General features: G+C 65.6%; 15 protein-coding genes. All 15 read right to left on the bottom strand.

Features of this window, described 5'->3' with window-relative positions; genetic code table 11:
• Positions 1–7: 7 nt before the first annotated feature.
• Positions 8–1,924, bottom strand: a complete 1,917-nt coding sequence (locus E4P29_RS17025; RefSeq protein WP_245154382.1) for a hydantoinase B/oxoprolinase family protein — start codon at positions 1,922–1,924, stop codon at positions 8–10.
• A 14-nt stretch (positions 1,925–1,938) separates the two neighbouring features.
• Positions 1,939–4,038 carry a hydantoinase/oxoprolinase family protein gene (locus E4P29_RS17030; RefSeq protein ID WP_135046382.1) on the bottom strand — a complete coding sequence of 700 codons (2,100 nt, stop codon included), beginning with the start codon at positions 4,036–4,038 and terminating at the stop codon, positions 1,939–1,941.
• Positions 4,039–4,285: 247 nt separating this feature from the next.
• Positions 4,286–4,948 carry a carbon monoxide dehydrogenase subunit G gene (locus E4P29_RS17035; protein WP_135046383.1) on the bottom strand — a complete coding sequence of 221 codons (663 nt, stop codon included), beginning with the start codon at positions 4,946–4,948 and terminating at the stop codon, positions 4,286–4,288.
• A complete protein-coding gene (cutA, locus tag E4P29_RS17040; RefSeq protein ID WP_135046384.1) occupies positions 4,945–7,425 on the bottom strand; it encodes an aerobic carbon-monoxide dehydrogenase large subunit in 2,481 nt (826 codons plus the stop codon). The genes E4P29_RS17035 and cutA overlap by 4 nt, the downstream gene beginning before the upstream one ends.
• Positions 7,422–8,060, bottom strand: a complete 639-nt coding sequence (locus E4P29_RS17045) for a (2Fe-2S)-binding protein (RefSeq protein ID WP_135046385.1) — start codon at positions 8,058–8,060, stop codon at positions 7,422–7,424. Before E4P29_RS17045 ends, cutA begins: the two co-directional genes overlap by 4 nt.
• The gene (locus tag E4P29_RS17050; RefSeq protein ID WP_135046386.1) at positions 8,060–8,974 is read right to left on the bottom strand and encodes an FAD binding domain-containing protein; all 915 of its coding nucleotides are present in this window, start codon (positions 8,972–8,974) and stop codon (positions 8,060–8,062) included. Before E4P29_RS17050 ends, E4P29_RS17045 begins: the two co-directional genes overlap by 1 nt.
• Positions 8,975–9,054: 80 nt before the next feature.
• Entirely contained in the window at positions 9,055–10,515 is a 1,461-nt protein-coding gene (locus tag E4P29_RS17055; protein ID WP_135046387.1) for a solute carrier family 23 protein, read from the bottom strand.
• A gap of 129 nt (positions 10,516–10,644) precedes the next feature.
• Positions 10,645–12,312: a helix-turn-helix domain-containing protein gene (locus E4P29_RS17060; protein ID WP_135046388.1), complete on the bottom strand. Its 1,668-nt coding sequence runs from the start codon at positions 12,310–12,312 to the stop codon at positions 10,645–10,647.
• The gene (locus E4P29_RS17065) at positions 12,306–13,448 is read right to left on the bottom strand and encodes an XdhC/CoxI family protein (RefSeq protein ID WP_135046389.1); all 1,143 of its coding nucleotides are present in this window, start codon (positions 13,446–13,448) and stop codon (positions 12,306–12,308) included. The genes E4P29_RS17060 and E4P29_RS17065 overlap by 7 nt, the downstream gene beginning before the upstream one ends.
• Positions 13,449–13,589: 141 nt before the next feature.
• Positions 13,590–14,966: an amidase gene (locus tag E4P29_RS17070; protein WP_135046390.1), complete on the bottom strand. Its 1,377-nt coding sequence runs from the start codon at positions 14,964–14,966 to the stop codon at positions 13,590–13,592.
• Positions 14,967–14,987: 21 nt separating this feature from the next.
• Positions 14,988–16,706, bottom strand: coding sequence for a PucR family transcriptional regulator (locus E4P29_RS17075; RefSeq protein ID WP_135046391.1), 1,719 nt, complete (start codon positions 16,704–16,706; stop codon positions 14,988–14,990).
• Positions 16,707–16,748: 42 nt separating this feature from the next.
• The gene (locus E4P29_RS17080) at positions 16,749–18,197 is read right to left on the bottom strand and encodes an amidase (RefSeq protein ID WP_135046392.1); all 1,449 of its coding nucleotides are present in this window, start codon (positions 18,195–18,197) and stop codon (positions 16,749–16,751) included.
• A 103-nt stretch (positions 18,198–18,300) separates the two neighbouring features.
• Positions 18,301–19,407, bottom strand: a complete 1,107-nt coding sequence (locus tag E4P29_RS17085) for a ring-opening amidohydrolase (protein WP_032375321.1) — start codon at positions 19,405–19,407, stop codon at positions 18,301–18,303.
• A 78-nt stretch (positions 19,408–19,485) separates the two neighbouring features.
• Positions 19,486–21,066 carry a carboxyl transferase domain-containing protein gene (locus tag E4P29_RS17090; protein ID WP_135046393.1) on the bottom strand — a complete coding sequence of 527 codons (1,581 nt, stop codon included), beginning with the start codon at positions 21,064–21,066 and terminating at the stop codon, positions 19,486–19,488.
• Positions 21,063–22,235 carry a CoA transferase gene (locus E4P29_RS17095; RefSeq protein ID WP_032364454.1) on the bottom strand — a complete coding sequence of 391 codons (1,173 nt, stop codon included), beginning with the start codon at positions 22,233–22,235 and terminating at the stop codon, positions 21,063–21,065. The genes E4P29_RS17090 and E4P29_RS17095 overlap by 4 nt, the downstream gene beginning before the upstream one ends.
• Between the last annotated feature and the right edge of the window lie 35 nt (positions 22,236–22,270).

Here is a 22,270-nt window from a genome sequence, read left to right on the forward strand (position 1 = left end):
GTGAATCTCAGCGATCGATGAAGTCGTACTCGGCGAACTTCGCGCCACCGGAGAGGCGTTCGTAGCCCGGCCCACGATCGAAGAACGGCTCATCGAGGCCGCGTGCATTGCGCATCTCCGCGCGGAGTTTCTCCGATGCCTCGACATCCGCGGTCGCTGTGCCCTCGGCAATCACGACGCCGTAGTCCGTGGCCGCGAACTCGCGAGAGACTTTGCCCCACAGCACGTCCTGCTCGACGGATTCGATGGGACGCTCCAACGGATCGCCCCAGCCGCCGCCACCCGTCGTGCGGATACGGATGGTGTCGCCCGCCAGGATCGGCTCGGCATCGGTCAACGCGTCGAACTCACGCTCGTTGGACTGACCCGGATTCAGCGTTACCGAGAACGATCCGCCGGCCTTGCCGCCCTTGACGCCCCAGCACGCAAGAATCGAACGGTCGGCGATGGACATGAAGTGCGCATCCTTGAGCATCCGGATGTGCTTCTCGTAACCGAGGCCGCCGCGGTAGCGTCCGGCACCGCCGGAATCCTTGGCCAATCCCAGCTTTTCGACGATGAACGGGAAACGGCTCTCGGTGAACTCGGTGGGCAGGTTCCGAGAATCGGGCACGACGTGGATGGTGTCCTCACCGTCCGCGTAATGCCGTCCACCGGAGCCGCCACCGAGCACCTCACGCATGAGGTACGAGTTGCCGTCGAAGTCGTCGCCGTACACGCCCGTGTAGCGGATGGTTTCCTGATCGGCAGGCATGTTGCCGTCCACAGCTTTTGCCACGACGCCGGCGAGCACACCGAGCAGACGCAGGATGACGAACGTCCGAGCATTGGTCGGGGCCGGGAAGATCGGGGTGATAAGCGTGCCCTTTTCGGGGAACTTCATCTCGATCAGCGGGATGACGCCCTCGTTGACGTCGAGCTCGGCCATACGCTCGGGGGAGTCCGCGAGGTTGCGGAGCACCGGCGCAAGCCATTTGGCGAGGAAGTTGCCGTCGGCGTAATCACCGCAGTGGTTGATCGGGCCCTTGGCCTGCGGTCCGGTGCCGGTGAAGTCGAGAATGAGTCGCTCGCCGCGCTCGTCCTCGGGACCGGTCTTGGTGAGTGTGATGCGCTGAACGTGCAACATGGGCTCGTCGACGCCGTCGTGCTCGGCGTAGTCCTCCCAGGTGTATTCACCCTTGGGGATCTTGCTCAGGATCTCGCGACGGTAGATCTCGGTGGTGGCATCCATCATCGAGTCGAAGCACGCCTCGACGGTGTCGATGCCGTAGCGCTCGTACAGCTCCGTCATCCGCCGGGCACCCATGAGGCACGCCGAGCATTCGGCGTCGAGATCGGCGGCCAACGCGTCGGGCATCCGGGAATTGCGCGTCATGATCGTCAACGCAGCCTGGTTGGGTACGCCCTGATCCCACAGCTTGATCGGCGGAACCATCAGGCCCTCTTCGTACACGGTGGTCGCACCGGACGGCATGGAGCCGGGGCAGCAGCCGCCGATGTCGTCGTGATGGCCGAAGGCCTGCACGAAGGCAACGACCGACGGCTCTGTGTCGCCGGGCTTGGTAGCGAACACCGGCACCGTGACGCAGAGATCGGGCAGGTGGCCGATGCCACCCTCGGAGAGGTAGACGTCGTTGTGGAAGTAGACGTCACCCGGCTTCATGGTCTCGAGCGGGAAGTCGCGAGCCACCGGATGCACCAGCGCGGAGTAGGAACGCCCCGTCAGCTTGCGCAGATTGCGGTCGTGGATTCCGGCGCGGAAATCGTGGGCGTCACGAATCATCGGGGACCGCGACGTCCGCGAAATGGCCGTCTCCACTTCCATTTCGACGCTTGCGAGGTAGCCGGCCACGATCTCGACGAGAACGGGATCAGGCGCAGGCGCGTCGACCGGAGAGAGCCGGTAGGGCTTGTTGTTCACCATGTCGATGACGGTCATCAGTTCGCTCCGTTCGAGTCGAGAGTGCGGGTGATGCGGACGTTGCCGAACGTGTCGATGCGGGCGGAGAAGCCCGGATCGATCGGCACGGTGGAGCTGAATTCTTCGATGACGGCCGGTCCGGTGATCGTGTCACCGGCACCGAGATCCGCACGGCTGTAGATCGCGGTCTCGTGCCAGCCGTCGAAGTACGCCTGACGCGTTCCGGTGCGGGCACTTTCGGCTCCGATGCCGGCCGCGATCTCCGACAGCACGGGGCGCTTGATGGGGCCGATACCGCTGACCCGCAGGTTGACCCACTCGACGAACTGACTCTGATCGCCGCGGAAGTCGTACCCGTACAGCTCACGGTGCGCTTCGTGGAAGGCCTCGGCGGCCTGATCGATGCTCACCTGGGTGATCTCGCCGTCGGCAATCGGTACGCGCACCTCGAAGGCCTGACCGAAGTAGCGCAGGTCGGCCGAGCGTGCGTAGCGACGATCCTCGGGAGCGAAGCCTTCACCGGCGAGTGCCTCGTCGGCACGGGCAGCGAGCACTGCCAGCTCCGACTCCAGGTCCTCCGCGCGCAGTCGGTCGTGCCGACTGACGTGCGTCTGCACGTAGTCGTTGCGCACATCGACGGTGAGCAGACCGAACGCCGAGACGTTGCCCGGATTGAGCGGTACCAGAACGTCTTTCAGACCCAGGATGTCCACCAGGCGGCAGGCGAGCAACGAGCCCGAGCCGCCGAACGTGACAAGGGTGAAGTCGCGAACGTCGAGTCCGCGCTTGACCGAGATCTGCCGTAGCGCATTCGCCTGGTTCCAAGCGGACACTTCGAGGATGCCGGTGCCGCAGGCTTCGACTTCGAGCGAGAGCTGGTGCGCGAGGTCTTCGATGCCCTTGCGTGCCAGGTCAGTATCGAGGGGGATCTCGCCGCCGAGCAGGTGGGGAGGAATGCGGCCGAGCAGGACGTGGGCATCGGTGATGGTGGGCGCGGAGCCGCCGTTTCCGTAACACATGGGCCCGGGATCGGCACCGGCCGAATGTGGCCCGACGCGCAGCGTTCCCTCGGGTGTCATCCAGGCGATCGAGCCGCCGCCCGCGCCGACGGTGACGACGTCGATCATCGGGATCTTCGACGGGTAGTTGCCGACGCGTCCCTCGGTGGTGAGCGCGGGCTCGCCGCGGACCACGACGGTCACGTCGGTGGAAGTGCCGCCGCCGTCGCAGGTCAACACCTGTTCGACGCCTGCAGCGCTGGCCACCAGGGCCGCACCCAGCGCGCCGGCGGCCGGCCCGGAGAGCACGGTGGTGATGGGCTGGTGCACAACCTCTTTGGCGGACAGGACGCCGCCGTTGGACTTCATGACGTAGAACGGCACGTCGCGTGCATCACCGGATTCGGTGGCGAACTCCCGCAACCGGTTCGCGATGTTGTTGACGTAGCTGCGAATGTTCGGCTTCACGGCCGCGTCGACCAATGTGGTGATGGCGCGCTCGAATTCGCGGTACTCACGCAGTACCTCGGTGGAGATGGAGACCGTCGCCTCGGGGTATTCCTCGAGAAGGATGTCGCGGACGCGCTGCTCGTGATCGGGGTTGGCGTAGGAGTGCACCAGGCAGACGCCGAGGGTCTTCACGCCCTCGGCCTTGAAGAATGCTGCTGCCGCGCGTACATCGTCGTCGTTGAGGGGGCGGATCTCGCTGCCATCGAACGAGAGCCGGCCGCGGATGGTACGAACGCGGTGCGCGGGCACGATGCGATCGGGCTTGACCCAGAAGTAGGAGTTGCCGTAGCCGTCGGGTACCGACTGCCGCGCGATCTCGAGTACGTGCTCGTAGCCCTCGGTGGTGATGAACCCCAGGTTCTCCACCTTGCCTTCGAGCAGCTTGTTGGTGGCGACGGTGGTGCCGTGGCTGACGGCGCTGAGCGAATCGCCGGATACGCCGAGCTGGCGAAGTACCTTGTCGATGCCGGTCAGGAATCCCTCGGCCGGATCGCTCGGCGTCGACGGAGTCTTGGTGGTCACCATGGCTCCCGACTCCTCGTCCACTGCCACGACGTCGGTGAATGTGCCACCGGTGTCGATACCGACCCGAATCTTTCGTGGTTCCACGCTTCCTCCTCGATATGGTTCGTAGGCCACGCGTCCGTTGATCGGATCGGCGGGTACCTGACGTGTACTCACATTCGACCCGTTCTGCGTCTCAGTATCTTTGGCACAAGGTGCCAAACTCCGGCCGAGCATTTGAGCTTCGCGCGCCCTGCACCGGCGTCGAATTGGCAGTACTTGCGACGACAAAGGCCGCTCACCCCGATGGTGGGGATGAGCGGCCGTTGTCGTGAGCCGTGACGGCGCGGAGCTACCGGTGACAGGACGAGCGAGTGAGCAGTCCGCCCAACACGACTCCGGCCAGTGCGAAGCCTGCGCCGGCTGCGGCGGCCAGCAGGGTGCTGCGGACGGACTGCGCGGCGACGGGTGCACCGGCACTCACAGCGCGCCCGGCCGCGACAGGCAGGGCAGTGGGGGTGGTGCCGGAATCGCTGGCTGTTACCTCCGCGGGCGCAGCAGCGGCCTCCGGCACCCCGTTGGCTATTACGCCGTCGAGGCCGTTGAAGAACACTCCGGCCATCTTCTTTGCGACGCCGGTGATCATGCGCTGACCGACCCCGCCGACCATGCCGCCGACCACGGCGTCAGCGTCGTAGCTGAGCATGGTGCCGCCGCCCTCGGTGGGCTCGAGCTTGATGGTGACGTCGGCGCGCACCGTGCCCGGTGCGCCGGCACCGGAGGCGGTCATGACGAACGACTCGGGCCGATTCTGTTGCGAGAGCACCACTTCACCGTCGTAGGTGCCCTTGATGGCTGCGACGCCTGCGGTGATCGAGAGCTTGTAGTGATCGTCGCTCAACTGCTCGAGCGACTGCACTCCGGGGATGGTCGCGGCCAGTACCCGGCCGTCCTGCATGCTGTCGTACACCTCGGCGGGAGGTGCGGCCAGCGTGGCGGTTCCTGCGATTCTCATGAAATCTCCTCGGTTGTCTGAGCGACCGCGTGGGTCAGCCGCAGCTCGTACAGGTCGGACGGTGAAATGGGCATGGAGGTGATCGAAAAGCCCTCGGCGTCTTCGACAGCGGCCGCGATGACGGCGCTGGTGGGGATGACGCCGGCTTCGCCGGCACCCTTCATGCCCAACGGATTGAGCCCGGACGGGGTGACGGTGTGGTCCATCTCGATGGTCTCGGGAACTTCGGTGACGAACGGCATCAGGAAGTCCATGAACGAGGCGTTCAGTAATTGCCCGTGCTCGTCGTAGGCAATCTTCTCGTACAACGCGCCGCCAATTCCTTGGGCGACGCCGCCGTGAATCTGGCCCTCGACGATCCGGGGGTTGATGACGTTGCCGCAGTCGTGCACCACCGCGTAGCGCTCGACGTGGATCTCGGCCGTCACCGGATCGGTCTCGACGATCGCCGCGTGGATGCCCGACGCGAACGTCGAGCGCGGGGGAGAGTAGTAACCGGTGGCTTCGAGGCCCGGCTGTTCGCCCTCCGGCACCGGCGGGATCGTCATGTCGGTGTCCATCTTCGCGAACCCGGTGGCCTGCCTCGACTCCTTGTCGAAGGCATAACGCAGCGGATTGGACAGTACGGCAACAACACCGAGGGAGATGGACGTGCCCTCTGCTCCGGGTTCGGTGCCGATCTTGCAGACGTAGCCCCCGCGCAATTCGAGCTCGACGGGGTCGAGATCGAGGGCACGCCCGGCGATGACCTTCGCTTTCTCGGCGACCATCTGCGCGGCCACGTGGAACGCCGAACCGGACATCACCGCACCACGGGAGGCGAATGTGCCGACGGCATAACCGAATCGACGAGTATCGCCGGTGGTGATCTCGACGTCGGCGATGGAGACACCCAGGTCATCGGCGACGATCTGCGCGAACGTCGTCTGATGGCCCTGGCCCTGCGTCGTCAACCCCGTTGCGCCCTTGATCTTTCCCGAGTTCTCGATGAGCACGTGCGCGCCCTCGTACGGTCCGGGGCCGGTGCCCTCGACGTAGGCACCGACACCGATACCGACGGTGCGGCCCTGCGCTGCAGCCTGCTTCTTGTATTCGGGGAAGCCGTCCCAGTCGATCAGCGCCTTGAGCTTGTCGATGCCGGCCTGGTAATCGCCGGTGTCGTAGATCAACGGTCGACCGTCCTGGAACATCAATCCGAAGTCGTAGGGCATCTCCTCGGGCCTGATGAGGTTTTTCTCGCGGACCTCGAGCCGGTCCTTGCCGAGGTACGCGGCGATGGCGTCCATCGAGCGTTCCATCGCGAACACACCCTGCGGGCGGCCTGCTCCTCGATACGGAATGACGATGACGGTGTTGGTGTACAGCGAATAACCGTTGCAGCGGAACGAGACCGGCTTGTAGGGCCCCAGTACCTGCGTCGCGGTGTTGATCAGCACGATGATGCCGTAGGGCAAGTACGCACCGTTGTCGTGCCAGACGGTGAAGTCGAACGCCAGCAGCCGTCCCTCGTCGTCGAAACCGAGGGTGACCTCTTGGACCTGTGCACGTTCGTGCGCACTCGAGATGAAGTGCTCGCGGCGGTCCTCGACCCACTTGACCTCGTTGGAAATACCGGCGCGGCCGAGCTGCCTGGCTGCCCACGTCACCATCACCTCCTCCGGCCACGGGTGCATGATCTTCACGCCGAAGCCGCCACCCACATCCGGGGCGATGCAGTGGATCTTGTTCATCGCCATGCCGAGTCGCGCCGCGACGGCCGCGCGCACCGACGTGGAGGTCTGCGTGGACGACCAGAAGGTCAGCGTCTCTTCGTCACTGTCCCAGCGCGCGTAGACGCCTTTGCCCTCCATCGGCATCGCCGCCGAACGCTCGATATTCAGGTCGAGGGTGATGCGGTGTGGTGCAGCGGCCAGTTCGGCGTCGATGTCTCCGAAACCGTGCTGCAGGTGCGCGGCCACGTTGTCCGGCACGTCGTCGTGTACTCGTCGAGCCGCGACGCGTGCAGTGTCGATACTCACCACGGGTTCGAGGATGTCGTAGCGGACGTCGATGACCGCACAGGCATCCTCGGCCACGTAGCGATTCGTTGCGATGACCATGACGATGGCCTCACCGACGTGATTGACCTCGTCTTTGGCCAGCGGGAAGCCGTTGCGCGGAGCCACGATTGCCGGATGGGGGATCAACAGCGGCAGCCCTTCGGCCATCTCGGCCGAGTCCGCTTCGAGATCGTCGTAGGTGTACACCGCGTGCACGCCCGGCATGGCCAGCGCGTCGTCGATATCGATGGCGGTGATGCGTGCATGTGCGTGCGGGGAGCGCACGAAGGCAGCGATCAGCGCACCGTGACCGAGGTCGTCGAGATACTTGCCCTTGCCGCTGAGCAGACGTTCGTCCTCCGACCGCGACAGCGGCTGGCCGAACAGGGGAGCGGTGTTGGTGGGAGTGTGCGGCGGTGCGGTGCGCGTGGTGCTCATGCTCGGCCCATCCGTCCGCCGACGGGACTGGTGGATCCGCGTACCTTGCGGTCGAGTGCGGCACGACTCGACTCGTCGTCGGGACCGAGCGGAAACTCTCCCGCCCGTTCGCGTTTGATCTCGGCAGCGCGCAGCACCGAGGCCTTGATGTTCTGATAGCCCGTACACCGACAGATGTTGCCGGCGATGGCCTCGGTGGCCTCCTCCTGCGTCGGCGAGTCGTTCTCTTCGAGGAACGCGGCGATCGTCGTGACGAATCCCGGTGTGCAGAAACCGCACTGCAGACCGTGGCAGTCCTTGAAGGCCTGCTGCACGGGATGCAGAGTGCCGTCCGGCTCGACGAGACCCTCCACCGTGGTGACGGTCTGCCCTTCGAGGCTGGCGGCGAGCATCAGGCAGGCCCGGACGGGCTTGCCGTCGAGAAGCACGGTGCACGCGCCGCACACGCCGTGCTCGCATCCGACGTGGGTGCCGGTCTGACGTAGGTCGTGGCGGATGGCGTCCGACGCGAGGGTGCGGGCCGGGACGACGATCGTCTGCTTGGTTGCGTTGAGGGTGAACGTCACCTGTAGGTGTTGTTCACCGGTCTCCGCCATCAGATCGTCCAAGTGCTGTTCGATATCTGTTGTCTTCATCAGTGGTTCACTCCGGAATCGGCGTGCTGCGGGTGAGTGGACATCGAGGACGCGCCATCGACTGCGGCGGCCATCACCACCCGTGCGGTGAGTGCGGCGACGAGTTGGGATCGATACGCCGCGGTGGCATGAATATCGGACTCGGTCTCGACGCGTCGACGTGCGTCCTCGGACAACGCGTTCCACTTCGGATCACGTGCGTCGGACACGGCGGCCCCACCGATGACGTCGGTGTAGTCGACGACCTCGCCGAATTCTCCGGCGGACACATAGGTGACGTGCGCGGTGCGTACTGCGTTGTCGGCAACAGTGACGCGGGCCGCGACTCCGACGAGCGCGTAGTCACCGTGTCGGCGGGCAACCTCGTCGATGGCCGTGCCCTCGCCGGACTTGGCGGCGGGAACCGTTGCGGCGATCGCGATCTCGTCGGTTTCGAGCGAGGACTCCAGCGGCCCGAGGAACAGATCTTTCGCCGCGATCTCTCGGCGGCCGCGGACGGACTGCACCGTGACCGAACCGTCGAGCAACCGTATGACCGCGGGCATCTCGGCCGACGGGTCGGCATGCACGATGGATCCAACGGTGGTCCCACGGTTCCGGATGGTCGCGTGGGCCACCAGCTGCAGTGCCCGTCCGAGCAACGGCTGCGTCCGGGCGGCAGCCCGGTTCGACGCGAGCGACGCGTGCGTGGCCAGAGCCGCGAACGTGACGCCCGAGTCGGTCGACCCGGTGATGTCGTCGAGACCGTCGATGCCGGTGATGTCGATCAGGTTCCCGGGGGCGGCCAGGCGCATCGACAGCATCGGAATGAGAGACTGACCGCCGGCCAGCACCTTGCCGTCGACCTCGGCCAGGATCCGGCACGCCTCCTCGATCGACCGCGGCCGATGGTATTTCAATGGAGAAGGTTTCATATCCCGATCCTGCCTGCCTGTGCCTGGAAGTGTTTCGTCAAGAGGTGACAAACGTCACGCCCCAGTGTTGCAATCGCTCGTTACCGCAACGGCTTCAGGGTGTCGACCTCGCCGACAACCCCGTCTCCGTCGTTACCGTCGGAACGTGCTGTGGTAGAGGAGGATCGATGCCGAGGCGACGCGTCGACCGGTGTCTTCATGTGGGCCGGGGCAATGCGAGCGCACAGGTGGTAGAGACCTATGACGACGATCGTGCCGAGGGAGATACCGCTCAACGAGAACGAATCGCTGAAGACGAGCGAGGTGTCGCCGATCGCGATGATCAGCCCCGCGGCAACCGGCATCATGTTGAGCGGGTTGCCGAAGTCGACACCGTTCTCGCGCCAGATCTTGGCACCCAGCAGACCGATCATGCCGTAGAGGACGACGGTGATACCGCCGAGTACGCCGCCGGGGGTGGCCGAGATCAGCGCGCCGAACTTCGGCGAGAATCCGAGGATCATGGCGATGATTCCGGCCGCCGTGTATGCCGCCGTCGAATACACCTTGGTCGCCGCCATGACGCCGATGTTCTCGGCGTAGGTCGTCGTCGGTGAGCCACCGACCGAGCTGGCCATGACCGTTGCGATGCCGTCGGCAGCGAGTGCCCGGCCCATCATCGGGTCGAGATCGTCACCGGTCATTTCCGCGACAGCCTTGACGTGCCCCGCATTTTCGGCGATCAGAGCGATGACACCGGGGAGGACGAGAACGATGAAGGCGAGGCTGAACGACGGTGCGTGAATGCCGACGATGCCGTTGGCCTCGTCGCTGAACGGCGGGAGCCCGAACCACTGCGACGCCTCGACACCCGACCAATTGACGCGGAAGTGCTCGGTGACCTCGCCGGCCGTGGCGTCGTAGGACGTGATGGGCCCGGATACGAGGTCGAGGATCCAGGACAGCGCGTACCCGAACACCAGCGACAGCAGAATCGCGATCCGTCCGAGGAACCCGCGTAACGCTACGCTCATGACGATGAGCACGAACATCACTGCGAGAGCGACCCATTGGTCCTGTGGCCAGTAGGTGCTGGCGACGACAGGCGCGAGATTGAAGCCGATCAACATGACCACCGCACCGGTGACGACCGGGGGCAGCACCCGCACCACGACGCCGCCGCCCATGAAGTGGATGGCGAGTCCGGCGAGAGCCAGGACGAGACCCGATACCAGGATTGCGCCGGTGACCTCGGCCGACGTTCCACCCTGCGCTCGGATGGCGGCGACGCCGCCGACGAACACCGCGGACGTGCCGAGGTAGCTGGGGATGCGGCCCTTGACCATGAGCAGGAAGAAGATGGTGCAGAAGCCCGACATCAGAATGGCGAGTTGAGGATTGAGCCCCATGATGATGGGGAAGACGAACGTGGCCCCGAACATCGACACCACATGTTGGCCGCCGAGACTGATGGTGCGGCCCCAGTTCAACCGTTCGTTCGGCGCGACGACGTCACCCGGTCGAACATTCTTTCCGTCTCCGTGAATCTTCCAGATAGGCATGTCGAGCCTTTCTCCAACGTATCGAACCGGGGTGGTTCGCGGGATGGGTAAAGCATTGTCCTGCAACGTTACTGACGCATTTCCAAATCGCTACGAGCGCAATCTGCCAAGCGCTCGATGGCGGGTCCGTCACATGTGGTGGTCGGTTCCGCGCATGGCCATGATTTTCAGCGCAAGGGAAAGATCCAGGCGTAGATCGGCGCGATCGGTGAAGGGGCCCAGTATCTTTTCGAGTTTCGTTATTCGGTATCGCAAGGTGTTGTAGTGAAAGTGCAGTGCCCGAGCGGTTTCGGCGATGTTGATGTTGGTGGCCAGCAACGTCTCCAGGGTTCTGCGCATGTCGCGTGCTTCGTCGTCGTGCCCGGCGAGGTCGTGCAGGGTTTCCCGGGTGAACGATTCGAGCTCGTCGACGTTGTCCACCAGGCTCAGTAGTCGGAACACGCCGAGTTCGTCGAACGTGGTGACGGCCCAGTCCCCGGATACCTGGCGGCCGACCTTCAACGCGGTACGCGCCTGGCCGTACCTGCTGGGGATGTCGGCCACCGTGGTGCACGGACGCGAGATCCCGACCGTGAACGGTTGCCGACCACCGCCGCCGTCTCCGTGTACTCGTTCGACGATTTCGTGCACGTCCGCGACCGTCGTGGGACGTTCGCCCATGATGATGACGGTCTCGGTGCCGAGGGCGGCGATGGCGGCCTGCGGATCTCGTTGTGCCAGAGCCCCTGCGAAAGCCGACATCTGCCGATCGACGAGTGGCCTGCGGCCGGGCGTCGGTTCGTCGTCGAGGTGTGGGATCGGTTCGATCGCGACGATCACCACCGGCCTGCCGAGATTCCAGCCGAAGCGTCGAGCATGCGCCACCGCGTGTGCGTGCTCGCCGCCTCGGCCCAGGAGAAGATCGCGCAGAAAATTCGATCGGTGTTTCTCCTCGACTGCCGACAGCGCGAGATCGCGAGTGACGACCATCGCCAACACGCCTGCGGCCGCGTCGGCAGTGTGCAGGTCCGATTCCGTCAAAGGCCGACGTGAGGAGAACAGGACGATGCGTCCATGGTCGATTCCGTTGGCAGTGATGGCGCATACCGCGATCGAATTGCCCTGTTGCGAACGGAGACCGAGGCCGCCGTCGACGGAGTCGGTGCGCAGTCTTCCGGTGGGATCGAGGGCGGTGCTGGCGCGGAGGGCACACAGTTCGACGTCACTGCCTGCCGAGGCAAGTTCGCGTCCGTCCACCGTGGTGATCGACACTGCCACATCGCATTCGACCGAGGTTGCGAATGCCAGTTGTGCTACCCCGCCGCCGGCGAGCGTGATGTCGGTCAATGCCCGGCGCAGACGTTCGGACCGAAACATCGCTCGTGCCTGCGTCTTTGCGTTGTCGCGTAGGCCCGCGGTGAGATCGTGCCCGGGGTCGAGTTCGCCGCAGACCTGAACCAGCGGCAAGCCCAGTGTCTCGGCACTCACGCCGACGCAGTCCGGAACGGCGATGTCGTTGTCCACCCGCACCAGAATTCCGGCAACGCCGAGGGAATGGGCTCGGGACAGCAGCGCGTCCGTCGGCTCCGTCAGGTGCGTGAGGGCCTCGCTCGTCGTGGACAACAGGTCGCCAGGTCGAATCCAGAATCGAATGCCGGCGGGGTCGTCGACATGATTGATTCTGCGTACCGGCCGGCCGAGGCCGGCGCGGCCGGCGAGCAACGTGGCGTGCGCGAGTAGGTTCGAGCCCAGAACGGTCTCGACGGTATGCGGTACCTCCGAGGTGGGCGACCGCTGCTCGTCGTGCAGTGTCAGCACCTGACGGCCGATCGGACGGGTGACGTCGCGTCGATCTCGGCAGCAGCATCGCGGTGGATCGGCCCACTGAGACTTCGCAATTCGAGCCCGGTCGTCTGCCGTGAGACCTTGAGGATCTCGGCCACGATGGAGATCGCCGTTTCCGGTGGAGTGGAGGCACCCAGATCCAGCCCGATGGGGGAGTGCAACCGCGCCAGCTCGCTTTCGGTCACGCCGCGCTCGCCGAGCAGTTCCACCCGGCGGCGGTGGGTAGATCGACTGCCCAGCGCGCCCACGTAGGCGGCACCACTGCGCAGCGCAACCTCGAGCAACGGAATGTCGAACTTCTCGTCGTGGGTGAGAACGGTGATGACGGTGCGCTCGTCCACTGGCGCAGTAGCGAGGAACGTGTGCGGCCACGCCACCACGACGTCGTGCGCGTCGGGGAATCGTGCCCGGGTGGCGAACACCGGGCGGGCGTCGACGACGGTGACGGCGAAGCCGGCGAACGTGCCCAGGCGGCACATCGCGGCGGCGAAATCGATGGCACCGAACACGTACATCCGGGGCGGTGGCCCGAACAACTCGACCATGACGGATCGCGCGCCGTCGTCGACGAAGTGAATGTCCAGGCCGGACTCGCCGCGGTGTAGTCGGTCGAGAACGGCGAGACTCACGCTCGAACCGTCGGACTCGATGTCGGTGAGTCCGTCGGGATCGACGGTTGCTTCCGCTCCCAGAACCGCCTGTCGCGTCGGGGCCCCGGTGGTGAGGTCGGTGAGCACGGCCACCGGCTCGCCGCTCGAGACCAGACGAGCGACGTCTTCGAGTGCGGCGCACGCGTCGCTGTCGATGAGACGAACGAACACCTCGATGGTGCCGCCGCACGTGAGGCCGACGCCGATCGCGTCGTCGTCCGCTACCCGGTAGGTCTCGCTCCTGGCCATGCCGTCGGTGAGGACGTCGTTCGCCAGCTCGTACAGGGCACCTTCGATGCAGCCGCCGGAAACGCTGCCGACGACCTGACCGGACGTAGCCACTGCCATGGCCGCACCCGCGGGGCGCGGCGACGACTGCCACGTACGTACCACCGTGGCCAGGGCGAACGGCTCACGTTCGCGCAGCCACGGGGCCACGTCGTCGAGAATGTCGCGCATGCCGCCGCCTTTCGACCGGATGAGTGATGCCCATCACGCTAGTTGCTGGCGCGGGCCGACCATGAAACACATTTCGACCAAATCGACAGCGGGTCGTTGTAAAGACCTGCCGTCGCGGTACGGATGGACGGACCGCGCGGGCTACGTCAGAGCAGCGGCGACGGCGAGAGCGTGATGCTCGTGCCACGGCTTGGCGATGATCTGTACACCGATCGGCAGACCGCTGCTGGAGGTGGCAACGGGAATCACCACCGAGGGCACCCCGAGGATGCTGATCGCTCGGCTGCTCGCCAGCGCCTGCGACCACGACAGAGCTGCACCGTCGACCTCGAAGCTCGTCTCACCGAGGGGAGGGGCGAGGATCGATGCAACGGGAAGTATCAGGACGTCGCCCATCGTGGACACCAGCTGGTGCTGCATCTCGGCGCGTCGAGCCCACAGTGCCTCGACGTCTGCGGCCGTGGTGGTTCGGACGGCAGCAAGGATGGCCCGGATGTTGGCGCTGAACTCGGCGGGGCCGTATTGCTCGATGTCCGTTTGGGTTTCGCAGGCCCGCATCCGAGTGAACAGCTCATGAGCGCCGTGTAGTGCGGTGCCCTCGTACGGCGTCACCGATCCGACGAACGGCTCTGTGCGCAGAGCTGCGGCGTCGACGGCAGCGCGGATCTCCGCATCGACCGGAATCGTGCCTTCTCCTGTGGCCCAACGAATATCGAGCTCGCGGAGGTTCACGCTCGCAGGGTCGGTCCAGGCGTATTGCGGCGACGACAGCACGCGCAGCAACAGGATCACGTCGTCGAGAGTGCGGGCCATGGGTCCGATGGTCTGCACGGTGCCGTGCATGGTCGCCGGATTCGTCAGCACTCGGTTGTCGCTCATGACACCGGGATACTGCCCCTCGGAGTCGATTCGGCCCGGTGTCGGCCTGATCGAGCACAGACCGGTGCAGTGCGCGGGCCACCGCACCGAACCACCGAAATCGGTGCCCAGTCCCACCACGCTCATGCCCGACGCGATGGCCGCCGACTCACCGCCACTGCTCCCGCCCGGTGACAGCTTCGTGTCGGCGGGAGAGAGCGGGTTGACGGTGTAGCCGAACAGGTCGTTGTGCGTGAGTCCGCTGGCACCGAACTCGGGTGTGTTGGTCTTACCGATCAGGATTGCGCCCTCGGCGCGCATCCGAGCAACGGCGGGAGCGTCGACGCGAGGGACGTTGTCCGCGAGCGCATGTGAACCCGCCGTGGTGCGAACGCCGGCGGTGGCGATCAGGTCCTTGACCGTGAACGGCACTCCGGCGAGGTCGCCGACCCGCTCGCCGCGGGCGATGCGGGCATCGATTCCGTCGGCTGCCAGCAGTGCCGATTCGGCTGCGACGGTGACGATCGCATTCAGCTCGGTGTTGATTCGGCCGATGTGTTCGAGGTGCTGCTCGGTCACCTCGCGCGCGGACACGGTGCCGGCGCGCACTGCTGCCGCGAGTGCGACGGCACCGGTTCCGATCGAATTGCCCTCAGGCACTGAGTATCTCCTCGGGTGGTGTCACAGCCCCTTCATCTCCGCCACCCGCAGTGCCAGCGCTACATCCAGGCGCAGAATCGGATCGGTGGTGAACGGGCCGACGATGGACTCCAGCTTGCCGATGCGGTAGCGGAGCGTGTTGTAGTGGAAATGCAAGACGCGGGCGGTCTCTGCGACGTTGCAGTTGGTGTCGAGCAGCGCCTGCAACGTCTGGCGCAGGTCGACGGCATCGGCGTCGTCGCCGGCGAGTGAGCCCAACACCTCGGTTGCGAAGGCCTGCAGCTCGGCTCCGTCAGTGACCAGTGACAGCAGTCGATGCACGCCGAGGCTGTCGAAATGCGCTACCGAGCCGTTTCCGCGCATGCGGCGTCCTACGACGACTGCTTTGCGGGCTTGATCGTAGGCGCGCGGAATGTCGGCAACGGAGTCGATGACGCGGCTCACGCCTGCGCCGAACGAGTTTCGTCCGCCGCCCTTGTCTCCGGCGACGGACGCGATCAGATCCTCGACGACGTCCCGTTCGGTGCCGGGTTCGGCCGGCATCAGCGTGACGACCTCGTTGCTGAAGCCGACGACGGGAGCCCGGCGATCGCGCCGGCGCACCACCTGCTGCCATGCCGCGGTCAGCCGCTCCTGCGGCAGGCGGCCGGACACGGCCGGCCTCACCGAATTGCTCACGGCCACTTCGGCAATCTCGTCCAATTGGGCCACGATGACCACCATGCTTCGATCCACGTCCCAGTCGAGCTGGGTGCAGTACTCGATGATCTGTTCGGGGGATTCGGTTGCGCCGTTGAGGACGTCACGCAGAAAATCGCCCCGAAACTTGGACTCGACGGCAGAGACGGCAAGCTTCTTGATGACCGCCAACGCCACGACGGTGGCCGCGCGTTCGAGGGATTGCATCGTGACGGGACCGAGTCGTTCGGCGGCGGCCACCGCCACGATCAGTCCGTGGTCGGTGCCGCCCGCGATGATCGGTGCGACGGCAATGCGGTGCCCGCTGTCGCCCGGTACCGGTTGCAGGCCTTCGTGGAGTCGTTCGGTGAGCAGACGACCGGACGGGTCGAACAGGGGCATCTCTTCCAGGGCAGCAACATCTGCGTCTGCTCCTGCTGTGGCCTGGACTCGACCGTCCGGAGTGCAGATGAGCACCGATGCCTCGAAGAGCGTGGCGACCTCATCGGCGATCTGCGGTAGATCGCCGCCTTCGAGCACGATCGAGGTCAGTGCTCGATGCATGCGATCGGCAATATCCAACGCCCACGCCTGCCTGTCGACGAGGTGGGTGAACACCTCGGAGATGACCTCGTCGAAGCCGACATCTCGGCGAATGAGGAAGAGCGGCAGGCCGAGTCGATCTGCTGCCTCGATCATCGCAGCGGGTACGTCTCCGAAGTAGCGTCCTTCTTTGACTCCGAGCGCTGCCGCGCCGCGTTCGGCGAGTCCTTCGACCAGCTCCACCAGGGCGCCGGCATCGAACGGGCGGCCCGAATCTGCATGCCGCAGTGGGAAACCCGTCGTCAACAGCAGTTCGTTCGGTTTCACCCACGGCAGGATGTCGGGAACTTCGATGACGTTGACGCGTCGAACCACATTCTCGAGTCCCTGCTCGCCTGCGACAAGAGTGGACCCCGAGAGGCTGGGGAGCGCAAGCAATTCTGCGACGGTGAGCGCGTAACTCGCCGACGCCGGGAAGTCTCGTACTCGTGGCCGAAGCGCACCGACCATGTCATCCATTGTTCAACAATACTGTGTAGGGCATGTCGCGACGGCGGGGGATCAGCCGACGTGCAGTGCCGGCGGGAGGACGCGCTCGACCCACCGCGAGGCCTGCTCGTAGGCGTAGGCGAGCTGCAGAACCGCGCGGTCGGCACCGTGCCTGCCGATGATCTGAACACCCATCGGCAGACCCCGATCGTCGAATCCGACCGGGACGGCGGCGGCAGGAACGCCGGTCATCGTCCAGGGCACCACCGTCTCCATCCACCGGTGATAGGTGTCCATGGGTCGACCCGCGATGGACTGCGGCCAGTGTTGGTCCTTGTCGAACGGGAACACCTGAGCGGTGGGCGCGAGAACGAAATCGTAGGTCTCGAACAAGGTCGTCAGTGCGCTCTGCCAGTCGTTGCGAGCCTGCGCCGCCTTGGTGACATCGAGTGCGGTCAATGCGACGGCATGCTCCATCTCCCAGAGCATTTCGGGCTTCATCAGCTCCCTCGTGCGCTGGTTCTCGTACAGATCGGCCATCCCGAGCTGCGCCCACCACCGCCACGTCAGGAACGAGTCCCAGATTTTCGCCGGGTCGTACGACGGCACGGTGCTCTCCACTGCGCAGCCGAGGTCCTCGAAGACGGTGAACGACGACTCGCACAGATCGAGGACACCGGGTTCGGTAGCCAGGTGACCGTTCCAGTCTCCGACCCACGCGATGCGGGCACCGCGGAAGCTGCGTTCGAGAGTGCGGGTGAAAATCTCCGGGTCCTCGTCGATTCCGAGGGGCGCGTTGGCATCCGGGCCCGCCATCGTCGACAGCAGATGCGCGACGTCGGTGACCGATCGTCCCATCGGCCCGGCGACCGCACCCTGAGCGATGAAGCCGGGCTCGGGAATTCGTCCCCACGACGGGCGAAAGCCGACCACATTGTTGAAGGCCGCCGGGTTGCGCAGCGATCCCATGTAGTCGGTGCCGTCGGCGACGGGCAGCATGCGTAGTGCCAAGGCTGCCGCCGCACCTCCGCTGCTTCCGCCTGCAGTGCGCGAGGTGTCGTAGGGCGAGACGGTGGTTCCGTACACCGGGTTGTACGTCTGCGATCCGAACCCGAATTCCGGTGTGTTGGTCTTGCCGATGACGATGGCACCGGCCGCTTTCACGCGCGCGACGAACAGATCGTCTGCGTCGGCGATGCGATCGGCGAAGATCGGTGACCCCGATGTGAACGGAAGTCCCCGCGCTGCGGACAGATCCTTGACCGCATGGGGAAATCCGTGCATCCAGCCGAGATACTGTCCGTCCGAGAGCTGCTGATCTCGCTCGCGTGCTTCGGTCAGCAGCTCGTCGCGATCACGCAGGGCGACAATGGCATTGACCGTCGGATTGTGTGCCTCGATGTGGTCGAGGTACGCCGTCATGGTTTCGACGCACGAGACCTCGCGGCGCTTGATCTTGCCGCTGAGCTCGACCGCGTCGGACATCAGAAGTTCGGCAGCGGGTCCGACGGTGGTTGCCATGGTGGTTCCTTCGTTCGAGAGAGACGCAGAAGCAGAGGGCCGGACGCCGCGCGAACCCGAGACTGTCGGGTTCGCGCGGCGCTGTTCGATATCGGAACCGGCGCTATCCGAGGTCGACGATCGCGGCGACGGGGCCGCCACCTTCGGGGCCCTGGTGCGCTGCCGAGACCGACACGAAGACCGCTGGGTCGCCGGTCACTGCCGCGGTGACTCCACCGACGCACGCCTTGATCTGGCGGTGCCAGTGGACGTCGGAATCGTCGAGCATGGCGTTGCGTCGTCCACGGACCGTACCGTCCTGGCTTGCTTCGCATTTGAGGAAGACGTTGACGAGCTTGCCGCCCAGATCCTTCGTGTGCGGCCGTTCGGGAAGTTCGAGACCGGCATCCTTGATCGCGTTCCAGATGCCGTCCTGATCGAGCGCGTCGTTCATGACGCTGTGTCCGATGCGGTACCGGCCGCCGATTCCGCGAGTGTTACCTACGACGACGATCTGCGCACGGTCCAACTCGACGCCCGAGGAGCACGACGCCACCGAGGAGTACAGCTCACGACTGTGCATGACGTCCTCGTCGGTCGGCATATCGATCTCACCGAGCGCGACAGCGATACCGAGAGCGGTGCCGCCGTTGGACAGATCCATCGACTCGTGTGTCTGTTCGGTCCAGACGGTCTTGCCGCGGCTCTTGGCGTCACGGATGGTGTGAATGGTCAGCAGCGGGGTCTTGGTCTGCACGTAGTGCACGTCTGCGGGATCGGTGATGCCCGCGTTGGCCATCGCATCCTTGACTGCCGCAGCCACTTTGGTGATCATCGCGGTGCGGCCGATGTCCTCGGGCATCAACTGCTCGCTCATCGCGACGCCGACCGTCAGGCGCGGCTCCTCGGTCTGCACTGCCTTGTCCGACGGTACGGTCGCGAAGATGGTGGCGTGGGGGCTGATGACTCCGTCGGTGCCACCGGACCAGACGATCGGAACCTCGCCGACATCGTGTGCGCTGCGAGTTCCTTTCGCGGACAACACTTCGCGGAAAGCTCGGTCGGCGATGATGCGGGTGTAGTCGTTGACTCCGCCGTTGCCTTCGGTCTTACCGATGACTGCAATGACCCGGTCGGCGTCGAGCACCCCGTCGTCGATGAGCTTCGCCAGCTCGCTGGCATCGGACACGTTGTGGAGCGGGACCTTGCGGACCTCGATTGCGTCGGGCACTGAAATCTCCTTCATCGGGATCTGTGGGTACTGCAGAGTCGGCCGGCGTTCGCGCGGCGGGGGCTCGCCCCACGAACGTTATCGACCGTTGGACCGGGGGTGCACTGGCAAGCTTTGCCCAATCAGCGCACCTTTTTGGTTATCGGACATCCCCAGGTAGCGGTAGCGCTGCAGCCTGGAGGTCGCCAGCGCGGCAGGGTCGGCGGCAAGGAGTACGGCCAACTCGTGTTCGAGCACGGTACCGAGCCGAGACAGGAACGCCGCAGGTTCGTCGGAGGCATCCGGCCGTTCGGCCACGATCCGGTCGATGACGCCGTTACGGAGCAGGTCCAGGCTGCGCACGCCCTGCTCCTCTGCCATCTCGGCTGCGCGGTCGGTGGTGTGGAACTTGATCGCCGATGCACCCTCCGGCGGCAGTGGCGACAGCCAACCGTGCTGAGCACACAGCACCCGATCGGCGGGGAGCAGTGCGAGTGCGCCGCCGCCGGCTCCCTGGCCGAGCAGCAGGCAGATCGTCGGTGCCTTCAGTGTCGTGAGTTCGACCAAGCAGCGGGCGATCTCGCCCGCGAGGCCACCCTCTTCGGCCTCCTTGCTCAACGCTGCACCGGCAGTGTCGATGACGGTGACGAGGGGAAGTTGCAACTCTTCCGCCAGCCGCATTCCGCGTCGCGCTTCCCGGAGGCCGGCGGGACCCAACGGCTGATCGGCGAAAGTGCGGTCCTGGCCGAGAAGCACACACGCCGAGGCCCCGAACTTGGCAAGGGCCAGAAACAATCCGGGCTCGATCTCACCGGCGCCGGTGCCCTGCAACGTCGTCACCGTGTTCGCGGCCGATCGCACCAGGTGGCGTACTCCCGGCCGTTCCGGCCGTCGAGAACGACGGATGGATTCCCATGCAGGCACATCGTCGAGGTGCTCCAACGGGATGTTCGGAACCGGCGGAGGTGGCTCGTGTGGCGCACACAGGACGGCGAGGGCCGAAATGGCAATCTCACGGAGTTGCTCGGGAGGGACCACCGCGTCAACCAGGCCACGAGCGGCGAGGTTTTCGGCTGTCTGCACTCCCTCGGGAAACTTCTCGCCGTACAGCGCCTGGTACACGCGCGGACCGAGAAAGCCCAGGAGCGCACCCGGTTCGGCCGCAGTGACGTGGCCGAGAGAGCCCCACGAGGCAAGTGCTCCACCGGTGGTGGGATGACGAAGGTAGACGGCATAGGCGAGACCCGCCGACTTGTGCGCAGCGATAGCCGCCGAGATCTTGACCATCTGCAAGAAGGCAACCGTGCCCTCCTGCATCCGTGTTCCGCCGGAGGTCGGCGAGGCCAGCAGCGGAAGCTGTTCTGCCGTCGCCTTTTCGACGGCCTGTACCAATCGTTCGGCGGCCGCCGTTCCGATGGAGCCTGCGAGAAACCCGAACTCGCACAGGACGAGTGCCACCCGGCGCCCTGCGAGGGTGGCTTCGCCGGTCAGCACCGACTCGTCGCAGCCGCTCGTGTCACGGGCCGCGGCCAGCTCGTCGAGATAGCCCTGATCCGCCGGTCCGTGCACCCCGATCGGGGGAAGCGGGTCGGTGTCCCACCGGACGAAACTGCCGGCGTCGACGACCATCTCGACGAGTTCGAGCGCGCCGAGCCGTGCCGGCGCGCCGGTGCGGGTCATGGCGTCGTCTCGAGCCAGGCGCGGATCGAGTCGCCGTGCTGGTCGAGGGTCGGCGGGGCTGCGTGCGTCGTGCGCATCGCGGCACCCTCGCAATCCTCGTCCATGCGCAGCGGTGGGCCGGGCAACGTGATGGTGCCCAGGGCCGAATGGTCGACGTCGATCATCAGTCCCTGCGACCGGGTCTGTTCCCAGGTGTAGACCTCGGCCAGATCACGGACGCGTCCGGCCGGTATGCCCAGCTCACCGAGTAGTCCGAGAAGTTTGTCGGTCGGCCAGTCCGCGAAAACGGCATCGACAGCGGCGATGACGGCCTCTCTGTCGTCGACCCGTTGGGGGTTGGTGGCCCACTCCGGACGGTCCAATCCGAATGCGGGAGCGAAGCGCTGCCACAATCCCTCGCTGCCCACGGCAATCTGAACCAGCCCCTCGGACGAGTGGAACAGACCGTACGGGCAGATCGACGGGTGATGTCCGCCGGTGGGGCGGGGCACTTCGCCGGCCACGGTGTAGCGAGTGCCTTGAAACGCGTGCACCCCGACGATGGAGGCCAGCAGGCTGGTACGCACGACGCGGCCGCGGCCGGTGGTGTTGCGCTCGTGCAGTGCGGCCACGACGCCGTACGCGCCGTTCATTCCGGCGAGCAGATCACCGATGGGAACGCCGACCCGAGTGGGCTCGTCCTTCGACGGCCCGGTCAGGGACATCAATCCTGCTTCGCCCTGAGCGATCTGGTCGTAACCGGGGCGCGTGCCTTCTGGCCCGTCGTGGCCGAAACCGGTGATGGACAGGATCACCAGACGCGGGTTCAGCTCGTGCAATGCCTCCATGCTGTAGCCGAGGCGAGCGAGAACGCCGGGGCGAAAATTCTCGACGAGTACGTCGGCGCGGCGGATCAATGCAGTGAGCGTTTCTCGGCCGTCGACAGCTTTCAGGTCGAGTGCGATGGATTCCTTGTTGCGATTGCACGAGAGGAAGTACGTCGAGTGTCGATCGCCCTCGTCGTCGGCGACGAAGGGTGGGCCCCAACTTCGGGTGTCGTCACCGCCGCTGGGCGATTCGACCTTGATCACTCGCGCGCCGAGGTCCCCGAGCATCATCGCGGCATGGGGTCCGGCGAGTGCCCGCGACAGGTCGACGACCAGGCAGTCGGAGAGCGGTCCGACCGTCATCGGATTGCGTTCCGAGACAGGGGAGCGATGTCGGT

The sequence above is a fragment of the Rhodococcus sp. 1R11 genome, assembly GCF_004563845.1.
GTDB lineage: Bacteria > Actinomycetota > Actinomycetes > Mycobacteriales > Mycobacteriaceae > Rhodococcoides.

Bases quoted from the DNA above. Each gene is read 5' to 3' on its own strand.
- E4P29_RS17025 (WP_245154382.1), bottom strand. From the start codon at position 1,924: ATGGTGAACAACAAGCCCTACCGGCTCTCTCCGGTCGACGCGCCTGCG.
- E4P29_RS17035 (WP_135046383.1), bottom strand. From the start codon at position 4,948: ATGAGAATCGCAGGAACCGCCACGCTGGCCGCACCTCCCGCCGAGGTG.
- cutA (WP_135046384.1), bottom strand. From the start codon at position 7,425: ATGAGCACCACGCGCACCGCACCGCCGCACACTCCCACCAACACCGCT.
- E4P29_RS17045 (WP_135046385.1), bottom strand. From the start codon at position 8,060: ATGAAGACAACAGATATCGAACAGCACTTGGACGATCTGATGGCGGAG.
- E4P29_RS17050 (WP_135046386.1), bottom strand. From the start codon at position 8,974: ATGAAACCTTCTCCATTGAAATACCATCGGCCGCGGTCGATCGAGGAG.
- E4P29_RS17055 (WP_135046387.1), bottom strand. From the start codon at position 10,515: ATGCCTATCTGGAAGATTCACGGAGACGGAAAGAATGTTCGACCGGGT.
- E4P29_RS17065 (WP_135046389.1), bottom strand. From the start codon at position 13,448: ATGCGCGACATTCTCGACGACGTGGCCCCGTGGCTGCGCGAACGTGAG.
- E4P29_RS17075 (WP_135046391.1), bottom strand. From the start codon at position 16,706: ATGGATGACATGGTCGGTGCGCTTCGGCCACGAGTACGAGACTTCCCG.
- E4P29_RS17080 (WP_135046392.1), bottom strand. From the start codon at position 18,197: ATGGCAACCACCGTCGGACCCGCTGCCGAACTTCTGATGTCCGACGCG.
- E4P29_RS17090 (WP_135046393.1), bottom strand. From the start codon at position 21,066: ATGACCCGCACCGGCGCGCCGGCACGGCTCGGCGCGCTCGAACTCGTC.
- E4P29_RS17095 (WP_032364454.1), bottom strand. From the start codon at position 22,235: ATGACGGTCGGACCGCTCTCCGACTGCCTGGTCGTCGACCTGTCGCGG.